This window comes from Pseudovibrio axinellae (genome assembly GCF_900110875.1).
Classification (GTDB): domain Bacteria; phylum Pseudomonadota; class Alphaproteobacteria; order Rhizobiales; family Stappiaceae; genus Pseudovibrio; species Pseudovibrio axinellae.
Map to the genome: position 1 here is coordinate 1 of NZ_FOFM01000007.1, position 16,950 is coordinate 16,950.

Annotated in this window: 16 protein-coding genes and 3 tRNA genes; 7 read left to right on the plus strand and 12 right to left on the minus strand. The window is 49.9% G+C overall.

What is annotated here, in order from left to right; translation table 11 throughout:
* Window positions 1–52 precede the first annotated feature (52 nt).
* The gene (locus BMZ51_RS15260; RefSeq protein WP_068004168.1) at window positions 53–583 is read left to right on the plus strand and encodes a GNAT family N-acetyltransferase; all 531 of its coding nucleotides are present in this window, start codon (window positions 53–55) and stop codon (window positions 581–583) included.
* A gap of 59 nt (window positions 584–642) precedes the next feature.
* On the opposite strand, the gene BMZ51_RS15265 is transcribed toward BMZ51_RS15260, so the two are convergent.
* From BMZ51_RS15265 to BMZ51_RS15295, 7 genes are all read right to left on the minus strand, one after another.
* Window positions 643–1,542: a CheR family methyltransferase gene (locus BMZ51_RS15265; RefSeq protein WP_068004167.1), complete on the minus strand. Its 900-nt coding sequence runs from the start codon at window positions 1,540–1,542 to the stop codon at window positions 643–645.
* Window positions 1,539–2,795, minus strand: coding sequence for a protein-glutamate methylesterase/protein-glutamine glutaminase (locus BMZ51_RS15270; protein WP_068004166.1), 1,257 nt, complete (start codon window positions 2,793–2,795; stop codon window positions 1,539–1,541). Before BMZ51_RS15270 ends, BMZ51_RS15265 begins: the two co-directional genes overlap by 4 nt.
* Before the next feature lie 2 nt (window positions 2,796–2,797).
* Window positions 2,798–3,163 (minus strand): response regulator, encoded by a 366-nt coding sequence (locus tag BMZ51_RS15275; protein WP_068004165.1) that lies wholly within the window; start codon window positions 3,161–3,163, stop codon window positions 2,798–2,800.
* A 31-nt stretch (window positions 3,164–3,194) separates the two neighbouring features.
* Window positions 3,195–3,692, minus strand: coding sequence for a chemotaxis protein CheW (locus BMZ51_RS15280; RefSeq protein ID WP_068004163.1), 498 nt, complete (start codon window positions 3,690–3,692; stop codon window positions 3,195–3,197).
* Window positions 3,689–6,424 carry a hybrid sensor histidine kinase/response regulator gene (locus BMZ51_RS15285; RefSeq protein WP_068004159.1) on the minus strand — a complete coding sequence of 912 codons (2,736 nt, stop codon included), beginning with the start codon at window positions 6,422–6,424 and terminating at the stop codon, window positions 3,689–3,691. Before BMZ51_RS15285 ends, BMZ51_RS15280 begins: the two co-directional genes overlap by 4 nt.
* Before the next feature lie 150 nt (window positions 6,425–6,574).
* Window positions 6,575–7,231: a histidine phosphotransferase ChpT gene (chpT, locus tag BMZ51_RS15290; RefSeq protein ID WP_068004158.1), complete on the minus strand. Its 657-nt coding sequence runs from the start codon at window positions 7,229–7,231 to the stop codon at window positions 6,575–6,577.
* 93 nt (window positions 7,232–7,324) lie between these two features.
* Window positions 7,325–7,798, minus strand: a complete 474-nt coding sequence (locus BMZ51_RS15295; protein WP_208979512.1) for a hypothetical protein — start codon at window positions 7,796–7,798, stop codon at window positions 7,325–7,327.
* A gap of 244 nt (window positions 7,799–8,042) precedes the next feature.
* On the opposite strand from BMZ51_RS15295, the gene BMZ51_RS15300 reads away from it, so the two are divergent.
* A complete protein-coding gene (locus BMZ51_RS15300; protein ID WP_208979535.1) occupies window positions 8,043–8,636 on the plus strand; it encodes a DUF1134 domain-containing protein in 594 nt (197 codons plus the stop codon).
* Between the two features lie 106 nt (window positions 8,637–8,742).
* On the plus strand, window positions 8,743–10,062 hold the full coding sequence (locus tag BMZ51_RS15305) for an alanine--tRNA ligase (protein WP_068004141.1): 1,320 nt from the start codon (window positions 8,743–8,745) through the stop codon (window positions 10,060–10,062).
* 191 nt (window positions 10,063–10,253) lie between these two features.
* Here the strand turns inward: BMZ51_RS15305 and BMZ51_RS15310 are convergent, their stop codons facing one another.
* Window positions 10,254–11,021 (minus strand): DeoR/GlpR family DNA-binding transcription regulator, encoded by a 768-nt coding sequence (locus BMZ51_RS15310; protein ID WP_068004244.1) that lies wholly within the window; start codon window positions 11,019–11,021, stop codon window positions 10,254–10,256.
* 290 nt (window positions 11,022–11,311) lie between these two features.
* Here BMZ51_RS15310 and BMZ51_RS15315 point away from each other — a divergent pair, with 290 nt between their 5' ends.
* Window positions 11,312–11,581, plus strand: a complete 270-nt coding sequence (locus tag BMZ51_RS15315) for a hypothetical protein (RefSeq protein WP_208979514.1) — start codon at window positions 11,312–11,314, stop codon at window positions 11,579–11,581.
* 202 nt (window positions 11,582–11,783) lie between these two features.
* Here the strand turns inward: BMZ51_RS15315 and BMZ51_RS15320 are convergent.
* The 4 genes from BMZ51_RS15320 to BMZ51_RS15335 all read right to left on the minus strand — a co-directional run bounded on the left by BMZ51_RS15320 (window position 11,784) and on the right by BMZ51_RS15335 (window position 12,598).
* Window positions 11,784–11,858, minus strand: a tRNA-Glu gene (locus BMZ51_RS15320).
* Between the two features lie 71 nt (window positions 11,859–11,929).
* A tRNA-Glu gene (locus BMZ51_RS15325) sits at window positions 11,930–12,004 on the minus strand.
* A 72-nt stretch (window positions 12,005–12,076) separates the two neighbouring features.
* Window positions 12,077–12,151 (minus strand) — tRNA-Glu (locus BMZ51_RS15330).
* Window positions 12,152–12,241: 90 nt separating this feature from the next.
* Window positions 12,242–12,598, minus strand: coding sequence for a DUF6476 family protein (locus BMZ51_RS15335; RefSeq protein WP_068004134.1), 357 nt, complete (start codon window positions 12,596–12,598; stop codon window positions 12,242–12,244).
* Between BMZ51_RS15335 and BMZ51_RS15340 the strand changes: the two genes are divergently transcribed.
* The 3 genes from BMZ51_RS15340 (at window position 12,597) to BMZ51_RS15350 (ending at window position 16,920) form a co-directional block, all read left to right on the plus strand.
* The gene (locus tag BMZ51_RS15340; protein ID WP_068004133.1) at window positions 12,597–13,646 is read left to right on the plus strand and encodes an RluA family pseudouridine synthase; all 1,050 of its coding nucleotides are present in this window, start codon (window positions 12,597–12,599) and stop codon (window positions 13,644–13,646) included. The two genes, BMZ51_RS15335 and BMZ51_RS15340, sit on opposite strands and share 2 nt — an antisense overlap.
* A gap of 149 nt (window positions 13,647–13,795) precedes the next feature.
* Window positions 13,796–14,689: an RNA polymerase sigma factor RpoH gene (rpoH, locus tag BMZ51_RS15345; RefSeq protein ID WP_068004129.1), complete on the plus strand. Its 894-nt coding sequence runs from the start codon at window positions 13,796–13,798 to the stop codon at window positions 14,687–14,689.
* 173 nt (window positions 14,690–14,862) lie between these two features.
* On the plus strand, window positions 14,863–16,920 hold the full coding sequence (locus tag BMZ51_RS15350; protein ID WP_068004128.1) for a CHASE2 domain-containing protein: 2,058 nt from the start codon (window positions 14,863–14,865) through the stop codon (window positions 16,918–16,920).
* Window positions 16,921–16,950 lie beyond the last annotated feature (30 nt).

The following is a 16,950-nucleotide window of genomic DNA, read 5'->3' on the forward strand; positions in this document are numbered from 1 at the left end:
GCCGGGCAGATAGGGCTGGAAATGATAGCCGCATAAGGCTTGAATACAAACAATGGATCCTCACAAAAACTGGAGGAAACTTGGGTCTCAGGTCACAATGATCCGCCAGATTTTTGCAGATGACCTGGTTTTTTTTAAAAACATACGCTTAGAAGCCCTTCGTAGTGAGCCTGACGCGTTTTGTGCCACCTTGAAAGATTGGCAGGATCTGAGCGATCAACAATGGCTCCAATACATAGAGCGCAGCACCATGCTTATAGCCTTTGAACAAGGCAACCCGGTGGGCATGATGGCCCTGTTTCGTGAAACAGACACAAAGCGACGTCATCGTGCCAGTATCAAGATGGTTTATCTAAACAAATCACAAAGGGGGAACGGCACCGCATCCGCCATGCTCAACTGCCTGATAGACCTTGCAAGACAACAAGGAGTGACACATCTCGACCTTAAGGTGAATGCTGCAAATACCAGCGCGGTCAGGTTTTATCAGCGAGAGAAGTTTGAACAGGTTGATTATATAGCAGCATCTATGATCAGCAATGGTGAGGTCATCGACGACATGTTGATGTCACGGCACATATAAACAAAAACACAAAAGGCCAGCGATATGCCGGCCTTAAGTCAAGTCACGAAATTCACTTATTATAAGCGCGATCCACCAACCAAAGCCTGTGCTGGTGCACGGCCCGTGTTGCTGAGTTTGCTTCTGGAGTTCAACGGCTGGGTAGCTGTTTTTTTCTTGCGATAGACACCGCGCAACTCTGGATACGGCTCGAACCCATCCGTCAAGCCAACCACTGTTTCCGCTGCACCGAGCACAAGGAACCCATCATCAGGCAACTGACGGTAGATGCGGTTCAACACATCGATTTTTGTTTGTTGATCAAAGTAGATCAGAACGTTTCGGCAAAAGATGATGTCAAACTCACCAAGGTGGCTAAAGTTCTCCAACAGATTCAGCTTGCGCCATTGCACCATGGCACGAATCTCAGGAGCCATCTGCCACAGCTCTCCCTGCTGCGAGAAGTACTTCAGCAGCATTTGAATTGGCAAACCACGCTGGACCTCAAACTGGCTGTAGATACCAGTACGAGCTTTTTCCAGCACCTCAGTAGAGATGTCAGTACCTATAATCTCAAATCTGAAGGTTCCAACCTTAGCCTTTTCTTCCTTCAGATACATGCTGAGCGAATACGGCTCCTGCCCTGTGGAAGCCGCCGCACACCAGATTCTTGCACTACGCCGCGTCTTCCTTGCATCAAGCAGATGTGGAAGCATCACATTGCGGAAGCTCTCAAACGGCCTTTTGTCGCGAAAGAAGAATGACTCGTTTGTCGTCATAGCTTCCACCACATCGCTCTGGAGCGACATAGACCCAGCTTTACTGATCGCAAGAATGAGTTCGCTCAGTCCATTGAGGTTGTTACGACGAGCAACCGGCAACAACCTGCTTTCAACCAGATACTGTTTTTCATCAGAAAGAACGAGGCCGCTACGCGATTTCAGAAATTTCTTCAGGAAATCATATTCAGAAGTCATCATCTCGCGGCTCCTTTTAAGATACGCTTGACTTGTGCACCCATCTGATCAAGAGGCACCACACCACTGCAATTCCCTGAACGGGCTGCAGCTCCCGGCATGCCCCAGACAACGCTGGAGGCCTCATCTTGTGCAATAACGCTACCACCCTTGCCGGAAATAACATTTACGCCATGTGCGCCATCACTGCCCATTCCGGTTAAAACGATCGCCAGACACGCTGTGCCGAAAACTTCGGCTGCACTTTCAAAAAGTGGATCCACAGATGGCTTACAGAAATTGACGGGAGCACCGTCTTCAAGCAGCGTTACCGCTTGCCCGTTCTGCTTACCGATTTTCAAATGAATTCCGCCTGGAGCAACGTAGATATGACCAGGTTTCAATACATCCATGTGTTCAGCTTCTTTGGAAGGAAGTTGAAGTTGCTTATGCAAATGCTCTGCAAGAATTGTCGTAAACGTACGCGGCATATGCTGCGTAATCAGGACAGGAACATTGAGCAAACTTTCACGCGCATCAGTCAGCACACGCTGCAACGCCTGCGGTCCGCCCGTTGAACTGCCAATCACCAGAGCCCGTGGCACGACCGACGAATAGGGCCTCAGCGTGATCTCTGGCTTCCCACTGGCAGGTTGCATGACAGAACGATTCCGCCGCATCGCGCTGCGCATGTCTGGGCGTACACCAGCCACTTCAGCACGCCCTTTGTGAGGATCGTTTACGACCTCAGCGCGCATCCGTCGTGCTGGCTCTGCTACTGTTGTAGTGCGTTTTAAACGCTTACCACCACGTCCAAGCAGTTTCAGTTTTTCCAGCAGCTCTCGCTGAAAGTCTGTCGCGCTGGCAGTTTGACCGGTTGTTTCGGGCTTAGCCACGTAGTCTGTCGCACCAAGCGAAAGTGCTTTCAAGCTAACTTCTGCATTGCGGCGCGTAAGCGTGGACGCCATAACGATGATAAGGTCGCGCTTCTTCTCAAGTAGTTTGGGAAGAGCAGTCAGGCCATCCATCACAGGCATTTCAACATCAAGCACCACCACATCGGGGTTAGAGCGCTCAACGTCTTTTACAGCCATTTCCCCGTTACGGTGAGTTGCGGCAACTTCAAGGTCCGGGTCTGCTTCAATCCATCTGCTAAACAAACCGCGTATGACAACGGAGTCATCCACGACCATGACACGGACTGGAGCTGCTTGACCGGATTTTTGTGTTTTCGGCTCTTCAATTTTTGCATGCATGCCAAACCGGCCTATACTCATTTTTAGACCAATCCAACTTCCTGAAATTTCGCCGACAGAATCTCCCTGTCAAACGGTTTCATGATGTATTCGTTCGCGCCAGCACGGATCGCTTTGGTGATGTGAGCGACATCGTTTTCTGTCGTACAGAAAACAACAATCGGTTCATCTCCACCTTCCTCTTCGCGAAGCTTAGCCAAAAACTCCAACCCGTCCATGACAGGCATATTCCAGTCTAGCAAGACCGCATCCGGCATTGAGGCTTTACAAGCATCAAGCGCTTTCTGGCCGTCCTCAGCTTCGATGATTTCAAATCCAATGTCCTCCAGAATGCGGCGGGCCACTTTGCGAATTACGCTGGAATCGTCAACAACCAGACACTTTTTCATTAAATCTGCTCTCTCGCTTCGCAGGTATGCTTTATGCAGCTTTAGGTTCAATCAAGGAGCTCAACAGGCGCTCCACATCAAGTACCACCATTAGGCGTCCATCCAGCCGATGCACTCCGCCGGAAATCTCAGCCCAACGGAAGTCAAGATTGGATGGGTTTGCTTCCATCTCACTTTTGAGCAAGTTGAGAACTTCTCCTACGGCATCAATCACGAGGCCGTAAGACTCCCCTTTATACTCAATACCGACAGCCATCATGCCCTGATCAGTTTCATTTGGCTTAAGATGAAGTTTGCGACGCATATTAATGGCGGTCACAATGCGACCGCGCAAGTTCAACACGCCTTCAACTTCAACCGGTGCCAAAGGAACACGGGTCACTTTCTCAGGGACAAACACATCATGCACCTGAGAGATCGGCAGACCAAATAACTGGTCGCCAATCACCACAGTTACATATTGGATATTGTCAGCACTGCCCTGGCGGTTCTCTTCGCTGTCTACCGTTGCGAGTCTATGAGGGGTCATGCTGCAACTCCAACTTCATTAGTCAAAACATCTTTGAGCGCTGCCAACAGTCCTGGACGGTCGAACTTGGCCACGTAGTCATCAAAGCCAGCCTGACGGCCTTTTTCAATAGACGCAGGTGTCACCACAGCGGACAGGGCGATGATTGGTAAATGACGGAAGCGCGTATCACGACGCAGGCTTTCACAGAAGTCATTGCCACTGATCTCCGGCATCTCAATGTCGGTTACAATCGCAGAGAAATCGGTGCCTTTTTCCATGAGTTCAAAAGCATTTTGCGCACTTGAACAAACAGTTACCTCATATCCCGCTGCCTTTAAGACCGGCGTGAGCATGTTTCTGAAGAACGCACTGTCATCAATGAAGAGAAGCTTGCGCACCTTCGCAATCGCGTCAACTTCCTTGTGCATGAACCAGTCATCAAAGGCGAGTGGCAGGTAATGGCCAAGGTCAATCACTTCAGTTGCACGCTCGCGTACAATTGCAGAACCAAGAACACCCTGACGCTCTGAGACAACTTCAATGTTCATCCGGTCTTCGACAATATCTACAATCTGATCAACAACCAGACCCATAGAACGCCCATTATCAGAAAACACCAGCATTGGCTGCGTGCCTTCAGACTTATGCTGAGCACCTTCATGAACGTAAACAAGTGGCATCAGAGAACCGCGGTACTGGACCAGATCACGCCCATTTGAGCGTTCAATTTTCGCAACATCGAACTCTTCAAGACGCGTAACCAGAGACAATGGAACTGCCTTCGGTTCATCAGATCCGGCACGGAACAGCAGCAAGGAGATCGGCGCGTCAGTATCAATCACACTGAGTTCTTGCTCATATCGCTCGTCTTCAGCTGTATCACTCAGTGTTCCAGATGCATGGTTTGCCATCGCACTTGCCACGCCATTTGGATCCACAATCATGATAACGGAGCCGTCACCCAAGATGGTATTACCAGAGAACATATTGATGTTGCGCAGCATGGAAGACATCGGTTTTACAACGATCTCTTCTGTATGGAAGACACCATCAACAACCACACCAAAGGACTGGCTGCCAACCTGCATAACAACGATGAACCCATTGTCCTCATCAAGATCAGCATCTTCCGTTTGACCCAGTAATTCAGACATATGCACCAACGGCAGCAGCTTACTTCGCAACCTTAAGACCGGTCGATCTTTAAGCCGCTCGATACGATGCTCGGAGTTGGACTGAACACGAACCAGTTCCACAACAGAAAGCTGAGGAATTGCATAACGATTGCCGCCAGCTTCCACAATAAGTGTGGACACGATAGCAAGCGTCAGCGGGATCTTGATAATGAAGCTGGAACCACGCCCAGGTGTCGAGCGCAAATCAATGGAACCGCCGATGAGTTCAACATTGTTCCGCACAACATCCATGCCAACGCCGCGACCAGAGACGCTGGTAACGTTCGTGGCCGTGGAGAAGCCAGCTGCAAAGATGAACTTGTAGATCTGTTGATCCGCCATCTTTTCAAGTTCAGCTTCGGTCGTAACACCGTTTTTAAGTGCTTTTTCCTTGATCTTTTCAAGGTTAAGGCCGCGACCATCATCTTTAACTTCGATGATGATGTGACCGCCCTCGTGGTAAGCTGAAAGAGTGATGTTCCCTTTCTCTGGCTTACCAACAGCAACACGATCTGCAGGCTCTTCCAGACCGTGGTCTGCTGAGTTGCGGATCATATGTGTTAGAGGATCTTTGATCAGCTCCAGAACCTGACGATCAAGCTCTGTTTCGGCACCAATCATTTCAAGCCCGATAGGCTTGTTCAGTTCCTGAGAAAGATCGCGAACAATACGCGGAAGCTTTTGCCATGCATTGCCAATTGGCTGCATGCGCGTCTTCATCACACCTTCCTGCAACTCGCCAGTCACATTTGAAAGGCGCTGCAAAGGAACCTTGAATTCGCTATCTTCATGACGACGAACAATTTCCAAAAGCTGGTTGCGTGTCAGCACCAGTTCCGAAACCATTGTCATCAAATGTTCCAAAGTCTCAACATTCACGCGAATGGATTGATTGGAAACACTCTGGCCAGATGCCTTACCCTTTGCGCTTGGGTTCTTTGGCTTGGCAACTTCTTCGTGAGGAGCTTGCGCATCTGCTGCAGGAACTTCAGCACCACCCGCTGGCTTGCCGTCTTCCTCAGTTTCATCTGCAGCCGTAGGAAGCTCGATCTCGACTTCAGCTTCCTGGAATGCACGCTCAAGATCATCAAGAGACACTTCACCGGGACGAAGAGGACGCTCCAGAACCTGATGAACATCTGCCTCATCTTCAGCTGCTTTTTCGTCTGCCATAGCCGCCGCCATGTCATCTTCTTCAGCATTCAGTGAAAGGCGCTCCAGCTCATCAATGAGATCGCGATCAGTTCCATCAGGCTCAGTGCCATTGGCCGCTTCAAGGTCCGCAAGGATGTCTTTGATTCGATCAATTGAGCCAAGAACAAGTGTCACAGCTTCATGGGTTACAGGAACACCATCGCGGAACTTGCCCATAAGAGTTTCGGCTGCGTGGGCGATTGCTTCCAAACGCGGCAGTCCTAAGAACCCACAAGTGCCTTTGATTGTATGCACTAACCTGAAAATGTTATCCAGAATTGTGGCGTTGTTCGGCTCTTGCTCAAACTTCACCAACTCTACGTCGACAACATCCAGGCTTTCATTGGTCTCAGTGAGAAACTCTCTGAGAAGATCGTCCATGGCCCGCACCCACTCAATGCTTAGGGGAGCCTCAAAAAGCGAGACTCCTATTAATTCACTGTGGTTGAGTGTTAAGCGAAACGGTTAACATAGGTTGAAAGATTGTAAGATTCATCCAACCTAAGATAACTGGTTGTTTTTGGCTAACGATCAGACGGAGGCCGAAACGTGAGTATTTGCCTTGCATATAACGGCGTCACCGTCTTTGCTCAGACCAATATTTAAGCCTGCTTCTTCTGCGAGTAAAACAGCATAGATTGGCTGAACAGTGTGCGCATCAATGCGTTCTGGCTCTTGCCCGGAAAGAATCTCGCTTACAACCTGAGGGATTCGTGCGTTGGTGCCCTCAGCTTTAAGAAGAAAATCAGGAGCCTGTGCATCACCGGCCATACTGATAGAAATTGTGCCGCCGCGCGGTACACACTGGTTCATCAAAAGAAGCAGGTTCAAAATCAGCTTTACCTGATTTTTTGGCATCAAAAGGCGTGGCAGTCCCCACTCAAGGTTTGCCTTTTCGTTACTCATATAACCAGTCGCGACTTCCTGAGCATCCCCAAGGTCAATCTCCGCACCAGCAGAGCCCGCAGCGCCAAAGGCCAAGCGAGCGAACTGCAGTTTTGCAGAAGCTTGACGTGCCGACTTGCGAATAAGGTCCATCGCAAAGTCTGCCATGTCCTCATTGCCTTCTTCATCCAACACTTCCAAGCCGTTGGTGATCGCCCCGACAGGTGAAATAATGTCGTGGCACACACGGCTTGCGACGAGTGCGGCAAGATCAAGAGAAGACAAATCTTTAAATACTGACATAACCGCTCCAGAGCATTGGCCTACTGGCCCTTTGATTGATTCGTGACGTAGCGAAAAAGCTACAATCCTGCCGATTTAATTCCAAGCTGGACATCATTGATATGGACCGCATTTCACATCACCTGCATGACTTTTTGCCTTCACAAGCAAGGTATCCGGCGCTGACAGAAACAAAGCTCGATGTTCCCTGCCCTGAAATAACATTAACTGCTGGTCATAAATAAGGTATATCTTCGCCAATCCCTCGGCTCTATAGCCTTGCGCAAGTGAGAGTGCATCGCATCCCTGAAATAGTGGGGCATAAACCTCCGGTGAATGCCGAAACGCATCTCTGTTTCCCTCATTAGAGAATGCCCAGATCCGCCCGCCCCAAGAAAGCGTAATGTCCTCCCGACCTTTTTCGGGAAGCTGAGAGACCTGATAGGACACCGGATCGAACATGGAAAGCACATATGTGAATCGCTCCTGCGCATTCACAGAAACGACCACCAGCATCAAAAAAACGCCCGCTGCCCCGAGAACTTTCGTAATAACTGCTAATTTCCTGTAGAAAACCTCAGAAATCATGAGAATGTCCATCCAGAGTCCGAATCACCTGCATTAACTAAACTGATACGTTCGCTAAAGATACAAAATCTGCAACTTGAGGCCAACGGGATCTACTGTGTTTACTCGGCTTTCCAGTGGTTAAGTGCTGGGTAGAAATAAAAGCTAGAGCTTGTGGCCAATGAAAGTTGCACTATGCCCATAACATTGGATTTGCTCTGAACAATCCAAATTCTCAAGTTTCTTGGAAGGAGACGTTGGCATGATGACGAGCCTGTTCACTAATCTGCGTAACAGAGCTGCAATTGTCCTTTGCGCCAGTCTTGCACTGCTGGTGCTCAACACACATTCATTTGCGCAATCCTCTGTTGAGCAATCGCGTTATCACGAAAAAGACATCCTCTCCACCGGCCATCAGTTCTTTGGTTCAATATCCACGGGCCTCGCCCAGGTCGTTGAGCGTGCTATCCAGCAATACGGAGAACCAAACGGATATATCCTGGGCCAGGAAGGATCTGCTGCATTTTTTGCTGGAGCGTCCTACGGTGAAGGTACGCTATACACACGTAACGCGGGCAACCACCAGATTTTCTGGCAAGGACCATCCCTGGGCTTTGACGTGGGCGGCGACGGCGCACGCGTTATGATGCTTGTCTACGATCTGCCAAGTGTCGACGCTATTTTCCGCCGTTATGTTGGAGCAAACGGCTCAGCATACCTGGTAGGTGGCTTTGGCATGCAGGTTTTGTCCAACAACGAAATCTTTGTTGTGCCGGTACGCGCAGGCGTTGGCGCCCGCCTTGGCCTTAACATGGGTTATTTGAAATTTACTAGGAAGCCAACTTGGAATCCTTTCTGATATAACTAACCCAACGTTAGTGATATTTTGGCAAGTTAGTGTGTGAGAGACTGCTCTCATGGCGAGTGTTGTCTCTCATACCTCTTAAACAAATCAGGCACAGCTTGTGATAGAAACTGCACTATACATTGCATTGGGCTTCTTCCTCGCGAGTATTCTGGCACTCGCAGCGCTCCCATTTATTTGGGCTCGTGCGGTACGCCTCACGCGCAAAGCACTTGAGGCTTCCAACCCCATAAGCTATGCCCGCGCAGCAATGGCAAAAGATGCTCTGCGCGCGCAACACGCTATTGCAATCCGCCATATGGAGGTCCGCCTCCAGAATATGACGGAGAAACTGGCGAAGAACGCCGCCGCTCGTTCCATCTCAGAAGCTCAACTTGCCGAGCTGAAGGAAGAACTGAGCGTTGTGCAAATCAAATCCGCGCGCGACCGCAAGAACATGGCTCAAAAAGCCACACGCTTCCTTCGCAAAGCTCGTTCTTCTGAGACGATTCCATTTTCTGCCGAAGATCGTATAAACGCAGATCCAATTCAAGAAGCCGACGGACAAGCTGACACTGCGCAGTCAGAAACCACCACACAACCCACGCAGCAGCCCACCTCTGCAGAAATCATACCGCTCAATAATCAGGCTGCGGCAGAAAAAACAAAAGAGCTGGATGAAGAATTGAAGGATGGCGACGCTGCAGTCGGTCCAATCACTCCAGTTGACACTTCAGATCTTCAAGACACCGACAATCCGCTTGCGGAACTCGCAACACTGATCTCCAAGCAGGTCTCAGAGATGACGGCGGAAGCTGAAACCAAACATCAGCCGACATCTCCTGCAGAAGCAGCGGAATTGGCGTCACAGTCTTTCACCAAACTTAAAAGCCGCTACAGTTCTTTGGAGAAAGAACGCGATCAGCTCAAGCAAGAGCTACAGCTTGAAAAAGCCGCCAACGATAAGCCAAACAAGCGCACCACTAAGAATCCAAATATCAAATCGCCTGAGCAAATGAAAAGTCTTGAAACTGATCTCGAAGCCGCAAAGACAACGATTGAAAAGCTGACAAAGCAACTCGAGGAGAGAGTGCAAAGCACCTCAAACATCGAAGAAGCTGTCGACTTGCGCAATGAACTTAAAGATCTGGCAGCTCAGATCACAGCAAAAGCAATTGCCGAAAATCCGCCGCTCTCCGAAAAATACGACGAAGTCCTTAAGGACCTAGGTATGATCGCGGGAGGTGCCCCGAAACCACAAACACCTAAGCGAAAACCACGCACGGCAACCAAAACAACCAAACCGCGCGCGCGCAAAACAACCACGCCGAAAAGTTCTCCTCCTGCAAAACCAGAGAAACCCGCTTCGGCCTCACCTGCTGACAGAGATCTGGCGGAGCGTATCGCTGATGCAAGGAAAACAAGCAGCTCTCGCGGTTAACCGCTGTGCCCGTGGTAAACACACAACCACCGCAAACGCCTGCGGCGCACGCTCCTGAAAAGCGAGCGCTGCTTTAGAGTCTGTATCTACATTGAAGCTGGGATTTGAGGCACCTGCTATATAGCCGAAATGGCATGTTCAAAGCATCGTATAAGCCTCAGCAACCGTCCAAGCCCCCTCAGGCGGCTCTGTTATGCCTGACTAACAACTTCGACACACCGCACGTCGTTATCTACCAACAGTTGTCTGTAATCCTCAGAGACCAGAGTATCTGTTACGAAGGTATCCACCTGAGCGATATGGCCGATACGAACGGGCGCTGATCGTTCAAATTTAGTTTGGTCCGCGACGAGTATCACATGCCGTGCATTCTCGATAATCGCCTGCGCCACACGCACCTCGCGGTAATCAAAGTCAAGCAACGCACCGTCACGGTCCAGCGCAGACGCACCAATCACAGCGTAATCCACTTTGAACTGGCGAATAAAGTCGGCCGCCGCTTCCCCTACAATGCCGCCATCGGCAGCACGCACCAATCCACCAGAGATGATTACCTCGTTTTCCGAAAACGGACGCAGCGTACTCGCCACATTGAGGTTATTGGTGATAATCATCATGCCACTGCGCTGAATAAGGGCCCGCGCTACAGCTTCCGTTGTGGTGCCAATATTGACAAACAAGGACGCCCGATCAGGGATAAGGTCTGCAGCAGCCTGACCAATCACCTCTTTTTCTTTGCCAGCGAGGTCTTTACGAGCTGAATAGCCAAGGTTCTCAACACCGAAAGCCAGCAGCGCGCCACCGTGCACACGTGTCAGCAATCCCTGATCACTCAACTCCTTCAAATCCTTGCGGATCGTCTGAGGAGACACAGAGAAGCGAGCGGCAAGCTCATCGACTTCCACTTTCCCGGTCTCGCGGGCAATATCAAGAATAGAGTTATGGCGCGAAACCAGCATCATGTATCAAGTCCGATAATTTATGTACATTTCCATCAGCCAATAATCTGCGATGTTTCACAGTACTATAGCCAAAATCGTTGGGGCATCCAGACGACTATTAGATGAGTTCGAAACAAAAGTCCTCTTGCCTCAGCTCCCTTCCTCTTAGTATTAATAGGCAAGTTGAAGGGGACAAGCTGAACTTTTCAATCTTTAACATGATACCGCCTAAAGAGATCCAGTGGGCAACATCGGATCAACACACTTTTTTACTAAAGTACAGCTTGAAAAGCTAAGAGAGGCCAACTGTGACCCGCGTAATGGAACGGCATCAGAGTGACCGCAGGCTTTCTAACAGAAAGCCCAACACACTGAAAAGTAAGGTTGAAACTGCTGAGGCACGTCATGAAATTCTCGATAACATCGACGAACTAAGGGCAATGAACGCTCAACTCAGCGAAAGCCTTGCAAAAACGATCAAAACCCAGTCACAAGACGAAGAAAAGCTCTGGAAAGACGTTGATGGTGAAAAAGACGACCACCACTTGGGTGCAGGCCTAAACGGACGCTGGTTCTAAATTTCAGATTATTCAGGCAAACTTCAAATAGGTTTGCCAGCTCACCACACGATAAAAGACGGCCAGCCGGGTATCAGCAACACAGCATACAGCGGCTGGCAGCATAGCTTTTTGAACATATCAAAACTGCTCAAGCACGACATCACATTGCCCGCTAATAAAGCGCATCGTGTTCATTTATTTTGGGGAAGATAATAAGAAGTGGTACGCCCAAGGGGAATCGAACCCCTGTTTCCGCCGTGAAAGGGCGGCGTCCTAACCGCTAGACGATGGGCGCTCACAAAGTGAGAGAACTTTTGCAAGTTCTGTCTTTGAACAGATTGCTGTTCAAATTAATATGTTGTCCTATGGTACGCCCAAGGGGAATCGAACCCCTGTTTCCGCCGTGAAAGGGCGGCGTCCTAACCGCTAGACGATGGGCGCTCACATAGTGAGAGGACTTTTAAAAGCCCTGTTTTCAGGCAGAGAACCGCCTGAAATCGAAACGAAAACCTATGGTACGCCCAAGGGGAATCGAACCCCTGTTTCCGCCGTGAAAGGGCGGCGTCCTAACCGCTAGACGATGGGCGCCTAGGCTTCGCGTTCGCGATGGACGGGGGTATATGGGCTAAACACACACTTGGCAAGCCCCCTCACCAAAAGAAAGGCAAGGTTATCCACCTATCTCGCTACAAAATCTGTTCGCGCGATTTTCCGTCCTGTCACAGGATCAATATACACTAGGGCTTGCGCGCTACCGTCTTTAATAAGCACAACAAGCTTTCCGTCCATCTGGGTCACGGACATAACCTGTGCCTGAGAACCAATCGCGATTGTTGCAGCCACATTATCTGCGCTAACATTGGAATTATTGGCGTTAATCTTATAGAAGATAGCCGCAAAGACAGCTAATAAGCCGAGCACCATTACCAGGCTTGACCCCATCAAGAGGCGGCGAAGCTTCGCTTGAAGTCTCAAAGCTGCTGGATCAAGTTCGTCCTGTACAGTCTCATCGCTGTCAGTATTAGGATCACGCATGAACGATAAATCTCCTGAGGGCACCGTGCCGCTCACAAACTCTGTAAACACCGATGAGCAACAGTCATCAGAAATCCAGACTGGTCCAGAAGACACTGGTCGCAGACTGGATGCTGTTCTCGCTGCTCATATAGATGACTTTAGCCGTAATCGGCTACAAGCCCTGATCCGTGCAGGCCAGGTTAAGGTTGGCCAACGCACAGTATTGGAGCCTAAATATAGAGTCTGTGAGGCAGATACAATCACTCTTATCGTTCCTGAACCAGAAGCTGCCGAACCGCAGCCGGAAGACATTCCACTCAACATTGTCTACGAGGATGATGATCTGATTGTCATCGACAAACCAGCTGGCCTTGTTGTCCATCCTGGCGCGGGGAACCCGACCGGCACACTTGTGAACGCACTGATCCATCATTGTGGCTCCTCCCTGTCAGGAATTGGTGGCGTAAAACGCCCAGGGATCGTGCACCGAATTGATAAGGACACAACTGGCCTGCTTGTCGTCGCAAAAAACGATCTGGCTCACCAGGGCCTTGCAGCGCAATTTGCAGACCACGGCCGAACAGGACCACTTGAACGCGCTTATAAAGCACTAGTATGGGGAGCCCCAGCGGTTCTAAAGGGAACAATTGACGCCAATCTCGCACGTTCAACAACAAACCGTCAGAAAATTGCAGTCCTGAAAACTGGCGGCCGCCACGCAATCACACATTGGCAAGTTAAAGAACGCTTCGGCCCTCAAGATGAGCCAACCATCGCAAGCCTTATAGAATGCCGGCTGGAAACAGGGCGAACCCACCAAATCAGGGTTCATATGGCTCACATCGGGAATCCTCTGATTGGTGATATGGATTACGGTTCCGGTTACAGAACTAAGTATAATAAATTTCATGAACCGCTGAAGACTCAGCTTGCGGAGTTCAAACGTCAGGCCCTACACGCAGGACTTTTGGCGTTTGCGCACCCTAGAACCCAGGAATTTATGAAGTTTGAATCGGAGTTACCTGCTGATTTTGCAAGTATTCTCCAATCATTACAAAAAGTTTAGGCCAAAAAATCTGTCAATCTGGTAGCGTTTTGGCCACAATGTTCCCATATGAAGACTTCAGGTGCGCTTCATCTGTTGGCACCAAAGTGTGTTTGCCAAAAGTCTGATAGCTCAATCAGGCGGGAACACGAAAGAAAGAGGGGTGCTTTATGGCCCGGAACCTACCAGCCCTCACGGGTGGCGAAGGCGGCTTAAGCCGCTACTTAGATGAGATTAGAAAATTCCCGATGCTTCAGCCGCAGGAAGAGTATATGCTCGCCAAGCGTTTCCGGGAACATGACGAACCAAAAGCAGCCGAACGGCTGGTGAACTCCCACTTGCGCCTTGTTGCTAAGATTGCCATGGGTTATCGCGGCTATGGCTTGCCTTTGGGCGAAGTCATCTCAGAAGGCAATGTGGGCCTTATGCAGGCTGTAAAACGCTTTGAGCCCGATAAAGGCTTCAGGCTCGCAACCTACGCAATGTGGTGGATCAAAGCCTCCATCCAAGAATACATTCTCCGCACATGGTCCCTCGTAAAGATGGGCACCACAGCAAACCAAAAACGCCTGTTCTTCAACCTGCGTCGGGTCAAAGGCAAGATTCAGGCTTTTGAAGATGGTGATTTGCGTCCTGATCAGGTCAAGCACATCGCAACAACCCTGGGCGTTTCAGAAACCGAAGTTGTTTCCATGAACCGCCGCCTTGGTGGTGACTCCTCCTTGAACGCTCCGCTTCGTTCATCAGAAGGTGAGTCAAGCGAATGGCAGGACTGGTTGGTTGATGACGCTGACAGTCAGGAAGCTGTCCTTGCTGAGCAGGAAGAGTTCGATGTTCGCCGCGAAATGCTGAAAAAAGCTATGAGTGTGCTGAACCCGCGCGAAACCCGCATTTTCGAAGCACGTCGCCTCTCTGAAAGTCCAATCACGCTTGAAGAACTCTCCACTGAGTTTGGTGTAAGTCGCGAACGCGTGCGCCAAATCGAGGTCCGTGCATTCGAGAAAGTCCAAAAGGCCGTTCAAGAAAGCGCACTGCAAATGGCTGGTGCACAGGCAAGCGTCTAACAGATGCTTGCCTGCATAAAGCTTGAGTTGAATTAACCTAAAATATAAATTGGTTGTCGCAACAGTCTTTTAAATCAACAGTCAGCCTTGTCGCCCCCTCACCCCTTACCTAAGGTTAACGATGAGGGGAATTTATGTGAGTTGGGTCACATCCCCTCAATGGGGGGAAGTAAATGTTTGACACCGGCTGGCTGTCACAAACCAACCGCGCGCTCGCTGCGGTAGTGTCTCTTTTAATCATCGCTATCGCTCTGATTACACGCACACTTTACCCGCAGGCGCTGGATGGGGTCGCATATCTCAGCCAAAATGCATTGCAGCTGTCGTGGTCAAACACAGCCCCCGCCCTGCCGGTATATACGGTGCACCTCACACCACAATCACACCAGCAAACACAGCCCCCGGTGTATCAGCGGTTGGAGTTAGCTCAAGTCCTTCAAAATATTGGGCAATACAACCCCAAGCTCGTCCTTATTGACGTCGACCTGAGAAAGGTGGATCCAGCGTCTCCGACGCTGCGAGGCAATATCTATGACAGCTTACAACCCTCAATAAAAACCACCTATCCGAACCATGATCTGCTTCTACAGACCATAGTTTCCCACCACTCAGTTCTACTCAATAGGCCACTCTCGGATGCTGTCGCAAACAGGCCACCGCTTTCAAATTACATAAGGTTTTCGCGGGCCAGCGGGTATCAAGCCGATGAGCACTACGCTAATGGCTCTGCATCTTTACTTTATCCTCTTCAGCACAGCAGCGGCGAGCAGCAACAACCATCGCTTGCACTAATGGCATGGAATCTAGGGGCTTCCGCTCCTCCCGTTGCAACAACAATGAGCGAGCAAAGTGGCTTCCTCAATGTCAATGGCTTCGCAGTTCCGGTTACGTCGACAAAGGAAATGTTCATCCACAAAGCCAGAGCGTCCAGCGACTACATACTCTCTGCAAACAACATACTAAATGGCACGGTTGCAGCTTCCGTGTGGCCTCCATCACCTGAGAGTTACGTGGTCATTGGAACGCAACAGAGAAGTTCGCAGCGGCATGCACAAGCGTTGCAGACACTTCAAAACGCCCGTTTCATCACCATTCCAAATTGGTCACAATATATTGAAATAACAGCGATAATTCTTATTGGGCTCTCTGTGACTATTGTGGCTGCAACACAAACTGTCTGGTTCAGCCTGTCATTCACACTGCTTGCAATATTTCTTGTAAACGGAGTTGCATTTCATCAGTTTGCCCTTGAGAAAATCCTGCTTGAACCGCTCTTCCCCTCTCTTATTTTGCTGCTGATATTTGCGTCGTCCTGCACGATCAGGCGAGTGACACTGAAGAGCCACCGGACACAAACCGCTGAACGATATGCAAGTATCCTTTCCCCAAAACAGATGCAAAAAATGCTCAACACGCCAGAGCAGTTGGCACTGGAGGGACAGCAACGTGAAATCACATGCCTCTCCACACGCCTGAGGCACTTTCACCAATACTATGAAGGATTATCACCTCACGACTTAGCAAGCTTCTCAAACAGCTTCCAAACGGCACACCTTGAAGATGTTCATGCACAACATGGCACCCTCAATACGCTTCGGACCTCAGGGTTGAGCGCTTATTGGAACGCACCGCTTGACGACCCATTCCATGCGTCTCATGCCCGCCGTACAGCCGGTGACATGCAAAAGCAAATGCAACGCTTCAACACGAAGGACCGTTTCCGCTTCAGTCATAAGAACATGAAGAACCACGAAGTTACTCTGGACATTGGTATTTCGACAGGATTGGCAACACTTGGTGAGACAGGGACCCGGCGCCACTTCAGATATGCCCCATTGGGTAAATGTGTGGACTTGGCAAATGACCTTGCTCGCCATTGCAAGGAGGCCGGGCACAACCTCTTAATCTGCGAAACCACGCGCGGGCAACTGCCCGAATGTGCCACGCTTGAAACCATTCCGGTACAAACAAGCCGCTACCAGGTGCGCGCCTTTGCGCTTTTGGGCGATCCCTCGCTAGCTTTTTCAGAGGAGTTTCTCAAACTCAAACAAATGCATTGCAACATGGTTTACGCGTTGTACGAGGAAGAGGACAAAGAGAAAGCACTCACGTTGCTGGATGAGTGCAAATCACATTGTGCACCGGAATACACCGCCATCTACACAGCCTTTGAAAAACACATTCTTGACCATTTGATGCTGCACGAACCCGTTGAAGATGCTGCCCAGTAGCAGCAATTTGCCTCCAACTAAAAAGAGCCC

Bases quoted from the DNA above. Each gene is read 5' to 3' on its own strand.
- BMZ51_RS15300 (WP_208979535.1), top strand. From the start codon at position 8,043: ATGACGAGCCTGTTCACTAATCTGCGTAACAGAGCTGCAATTGTCCTT.
- BMZ51_RS15285 (WP_068004159.1), bottom strand. From the start codon at position 6,424: ATGGACGATCTTCTCAGAGAGTTTCTCACTGAGACCAATGAAAGCCTG.
- BMZ51_RS15260 (WP_068004168.1), top strand. From the start codon at position 53: ATGGATCCTCACAAAAACTGGAGGAAACTTGGGTCTCAGGTCACAATG.
- BMZ51_RS15275 (WP_068004165.1), bottom strand. From the start codon at position 3,163: ATGAAAAAGTGTCTGGTTGTTGACGATTCCAGCGTAATTCGCAAAGTG.
- BMZ51_RS15265 (WP_068004167.1), bottom strand. From the start codon at position 1,542: ATGATGACTTCTGAATATGATTTCCTGAAGAAATTTCTGAAATCGCGT.
- BMZ51_RS15295 (WP_208979512.1), bottom strand. From the start codon at position 7,798: ATGATTTCTGAGGTTTTCTACAGGAAATTAGCAGTTATTACGAAAGTT.
- BMZ51_RS15340 (WP_068004133.1), top strand. From the start codon at position 12,597: ATGAACGATAAATCTCCTGAGGGCACCGTGCCGCTCACAAACTCTGTA.
- BMZ51_RS15310 (WP_068004244.1), bottom strand. From the start codon at position 11,021: ATGCTGGTTTCGCGCCATAACTCTATTCTTGATATTGCCCGCGAGACC.
- BMZ51_RS15350 (WP_068004128.1), top strand. From the start codon at position 14,863: ATGTTTGACACCGGCTGGCTGTCACAAACCAACCGCGCGCTCGCTGCG.
- BMZ51_RS15280 (WP_068004163.1), bottom strand. From the start codon at position 3,692: ATGACCCCTCATAGACTCGCAACGGTAGACAGCGAAGAGAACCGCCAG.
- BMZ51_RS15270 (WP_068004166.1), bottom strand. From the start codon at position 2,795: ATGAGTATAGGCCGGTTTGGCATGCATGCAAAAATTGAAGAGCCGAAA.
- chpT (WP_068004158.1), bottom strand. From the start codon at position 7,231: ATGTCAGTATTTAAAGATTTGTCTTCTCTTGATCTTGCCGCACTCGTC.
- rpoH (WP_068004129.1), top strand. From the start codon at position 13,796: ATGGCCCGGAACCTACCAGCCCTCACGGGTGGCGAAGGCGGCTTAAGC.
- BMZ51_RS15335 (WP_068004134.1), bottom strand. From the start codon at position 12,598: ATGCGTGATCCTAATACTGACAGCGATGAGACTGTACAGGACGAACTT.